At 69.5% G+C, this 3,984-nt stretch carries 3 protein-coding genes; 2 read left to right on the forward strand and 1 reads right to left on the reverse strand.

The window, feature by feature from the left end; translation table 11 throughout:
- Positions 1-248 precede the first annotated feature (248 nt).
- Entirely contained in the window at positions 249-1,142 is an 894-nt protein-coding gene (locus ITP53_RS54285; RefSeq protein ID WP_195903298.1) for an MFS transporter, read from the forward strand.
- Between the two features lie 174 nt (positions 1,143-1,316).
- Complete coding sequence (recQ, locus tag ITP53_RS54290) at positions 1,317-3,155, forward strand: DNA helicase RecQ (protein WP_195903296.1); 1,839 nt, start codon at positions 1,317-1,319, stop codon at positions 3,153-3,155.
- Positions 3,156-3,499: 344 nt separating this feature from the next.
- Here the strand turns inward: recQ and ITP53_RS54295 are convergent, their stop codons facing one another.
- Positions 3,500-3,847 carry a DinB family protein gene (locus tag ITP53_RS54295; RefSeq protein WP_195903297.1) on the reverse strand — a complete coding sequence of 116 codons (348 nt, stop codon included), beginning with the start codon at positions 3,845-3,847 and terminating at the stop codon, positions 3,500-3,502.
- Positions 3,848-3,984: the final 137 nt, after the last annotated feature.

The raw sequence follows: 3,984 nt of genomic DNA on the forward strand, positions 1-3,984 counted from the left end.
GCCGGACCACCAGCGCGGCCAGCTCGTCATACGACGGGCGGCGCTCCGGGGTCTTCGACACCCAAAGATCATCCCATCGCGCGGGCGGTGCTCACGCCAGCAAGATCGTGAGCTGCTGAATGCCTACGCTATATGTGCGTACGGCTTAATTCATGAGTGCAGCGTGATATTTATCACCGTATTTCCTTACGGTGAACGGGAATTAACCTCCCGTGATCGCCACTCCCGGCCTGAAGTCGCCCGCACGCATGATCGGCGCACTCGCGATCACCCAGACCGCAGGTTACGGCGTTCTCTATTATGCGTTTTCGGTGTTTATCACGCCGATGTCGCGGGAGCTGGACGCCGAGGTGGCGGAGCTCACCGGGGCGATCACGCTGGCTGTGCTCATCTCGGGCGTGGCGGCGCCCGCCATCGGCCGCTGGCTGGACCGGCACGGCGGGCGCGGGCTGATGACGGCCGGGTCCGCCCTGGGCGCCCTGGCGGTGCTGGCGTGGTCACAGGTGCAGTCTGTGGCCCAGCTGTACCTGGTGTGCGTGGTGCTCGGCGTGGCGTCGGCGATGGTCCTCTACGAGGCCGCCTTCGCCGTCATCGTGGCCTGGTTCGACGCTGCGCGGCGGGGACCGGCGCTGCTGGCGGTGACGGTGGTGGCGGGGTTCGCCTCCAGCATCTTCCTGCCGCTGACGGGTCTCCTCGTCGACCTGTACGGGTGGCGGCCGACGCTGGTCATCCTCGCCATCGGGTACGCAGCCGTGTGCGTGCCCCTGCACCTGTTCGCCGTACGCAGCCGGGGGGCGCCGCCGCAGGTGGACCGGCGTGAGATCGTCGGGGCCGCGCTGCGCGAGCGGCCGTTCTGGCTGCTGGCGGCGGTCCGGCCAGGCCCTGGCGGGCAGGCGGGCCTCAGGCAGGCGGCGTCAGCCGACCCATCCACCTCAGGCAGGCGGCACCAGCCGACTTATCCGATCGACGAGCGCATCATCCAGATCCCCCACAAGCACCCCGTTGTTCACCGAGGGCCGGCAACCGGGAAGGATCCGCACCCAAGCCGGCGGCCCCTCCGCATAACCGAAGCGCAGATGGAGCACCTCTCGTCGCCCACCACCGACTTCGCTGCAGGCGTTCCCGCCGGTTCGGCGTGCTAATGACGTCACCCACCCTCCACCGGTTCACCACTCGGGAACGGCGTTCGACAGACGATTCGGTCAGATCCTCTCGACGGTCTTGGCGGGACCCTTGCCGATCGCCCTTGGCCGAATCAGCGATCGCCCTTGGCCGAACCGGCGATGCGCCCGCGCCCGAACACGTAAGGTAGCCGCATGGATACCCCCACCGAGGCTCTGCACCGCGTGTTCGGCTACGACTCGTTCCGGGCGGGTCAGCAAGAAATCATCGATCATGTCGTGTCCGGTGGCGACGCGCTCGTCCTCATGCCCACCGGCGGCGGCAAGTCACTCTGTTACCAGATCCCCGCCCTGGTGCGCCCGGGGGTGGGCGTGGTGATCTCGCCGCTGATCGCGCTGATGCAGGACCAGGTCGACGCGCTGCGGGCGCTGGGCGTGCGTGCGGGGTTCCTCAACTCGACGCAGGACTTCGGCGAGCGCCAACTCGTGGAGGCCGAGTTCCTGGCCGGGGAGCTGGACCTGCTCTATCTGGCGCCCGAGCGACTGCGCGTGGAGGCCACGCTGCGGCTGCTCGCCAAGGGCGACATCGCGGTGTTCGCCATCGACGAGGCCCACTGCGTGGCGCAGTGGGGCCACGACTTCCGTCCCGACTACCTGGAGTTGTCCTCGCTGCGCGAGCGCTGGCCCGACGTGCCGCGCATCGCCCTGACCGCCACCGCGACGCCGGCCACGCACGCCGAGATCTCCTCCAGGCTCGGTCTGGACCAGGCCCGCCATTTCGTGGCCGGCTTCGACCGGCCCAACATCCACTACCGCATCACCGCGAAGAGCGAGCCCAAGCGGCAGCTCCTCGACTTCCTGCGCACCGAGCATCCCGACGAGGCGGGCATTGTCTACTGCATGTCGCGGTCGTCGGTCGAGAAGATCGCCGAGTTCCTGGTGGACAACGGCATCGCCGCGGTGCCGTACCACGCGGGGCTCGACGCCCGCACCCGCGCCACGCACCAGGCGCGCTTCCTGCGCGAGGACGGGCTGATCGTGGTGGCCACGATCGCGTTCGGCATGGGCATCGACAAGCCTGACGTACGCTTCGTCGCCCACCTCGACCTGCCCAAGTCCGTGGAGGGCTACTACCAGGAGACCGGGCGGGCGGGGCGCGACGGGCTGCCCGCCACCGCGTGGATGGCCTACGGCCTGCAGGACGTGGTGCAGCACCGGCGGATGGCGATGGAGGGCGACGAGGCGCACCGCCGCCGCCAGGTGCTCCATCTGGACGCCATGCTGGCGCTGTGCGAGACGGTGGGGTGCCGCCGCGTGATGCTGCTCGACTACTTCGGTCAGAAGGGCGCCGAGCCGTGCGGCAACTGCGACACCTGCCAGACCCCTCCCGAGTCGTGGGACGGCACGATCCCTGCACAGAAGGTGCTCTCCACCGTCTACCGGCTGGCGCGGGAGCGGCGGCAGAAGTTCGGGGTGGGGCAGGTCGTCGACATCCTGCTCGGGAAGAAGACGGCCAAGGTGCTGCAGCACGGCCACGAGACCTTGAAGGTGTTCGGGATCGGCACCGAGCTGGGCAACGCCGAGTGGCACGGGGTGGTGCGCCAACTGCTCGCGCAGGGCCTGCTGGCGGTGGAGTCCAACTACGGGGCGCTGGAGCTGACCGACGCCAGCGCGACGGTGTTGCGAGGCGACCGGGAGGTGCCGCTGCGCCGCGATACACTCCGTCCCGCCCGCGCCGCCAAACCCACCTCCGGCAAGTCCGCCCCTGCCGCGGTGGAGCTACCCGAGGAGGTCGTCCCGATCTTCGAACGCCTGCGGGCCTGGCGCGGGGCCACCGCCAAGGAGCAGGGCGTCCCGGCCTACGTCATCTTCCACGACGCGACCCTCCGGGAGATCGCCACCAGGTCACCCTCCTCCCTCGCGGAGCTGAGCCAGGTGAACGGCGTAGGCGAAAACAAACTGGCCAAATACGGCGAACAGGTCCTGGAAACCCTGACCGGCCCTGGTGGTGGCTACGCCGCAGTGGGCGCCTGACCGGCGGCACGACGGATGACCGGCCCTGGTGGTGACCGGAGCTGTAGTGGGGCCGGGGCGGCAGGGCTGGGGTGGCTGGGCGGACGTGGTGGTGGCGACGGCCGCACGAAGAACGGTCGTCGCCACCACGTTCGTCGGCCTGGTCAAGGCGATCAGCATCGCCGCCCCGCTGACCGGACCGGACGGATATCCGTCGCTCTGGCACCGTGTGGACTGGGTGTCGTGGCCGGTGCCCGCTTACGATCTTCTCTACCGTATCGGCCGAGCCGTACCGAGTCGCAGCTCTGTGTTGCCGTACATGCTGATCGTACGGCGTTCCGGCGGAAAGTGCAGACCGGCCCCCTTCATGGCTGGCAGGGCCAGTTCGGGTCCCGGCCCAGGTAGGCGAGGATATGGTCCTGGGCGGGTGCGTGGGCGGGCACGTTCAGAGGCGCCGCGAACCTGCTCGGGCGGTCGTGCCGGGTGACGAACAACCGGGCCAGGTCCAGGAGTTCCGCGGCCATGAGCGTCGGGATCGGACGGTGCTCGCCGCACGCTCTGGCCACGTCCCAGCCGTGTACGGTCACCTCGATCGCACCGACGGCGGCCACCATCGGGCTCGTCAGGTGCCTGTCGTCGATGGCGATCGGTTCGTCGACGAGCGTGCCCGCCCACCGGCCGAGCACTTCGGTGGCGCGATCTCGCACAAGCAAGGCCGGGTTGTGACCACACGCCGCACCCGCCGCCACACCTGTCTGGTCGCCCCCCGGATGGACCGCACGAGCACCAAGCACATAACCCCCATCACCCGGAACGACCGGCCCAGCCCCCGAAACGCAGCCTCCGACGC

It is taken from the genome of Nonomuraea cypriaca, from assembly GCF_015645445.1.
GTDB classification, from domain to species: domain Bacteria; phylum Actinomycetota; class Actinomycetes; order Streptosporangiales; family Streptosporangiaceae; genus Nonomuraea; species Nonomuraea cypriaca.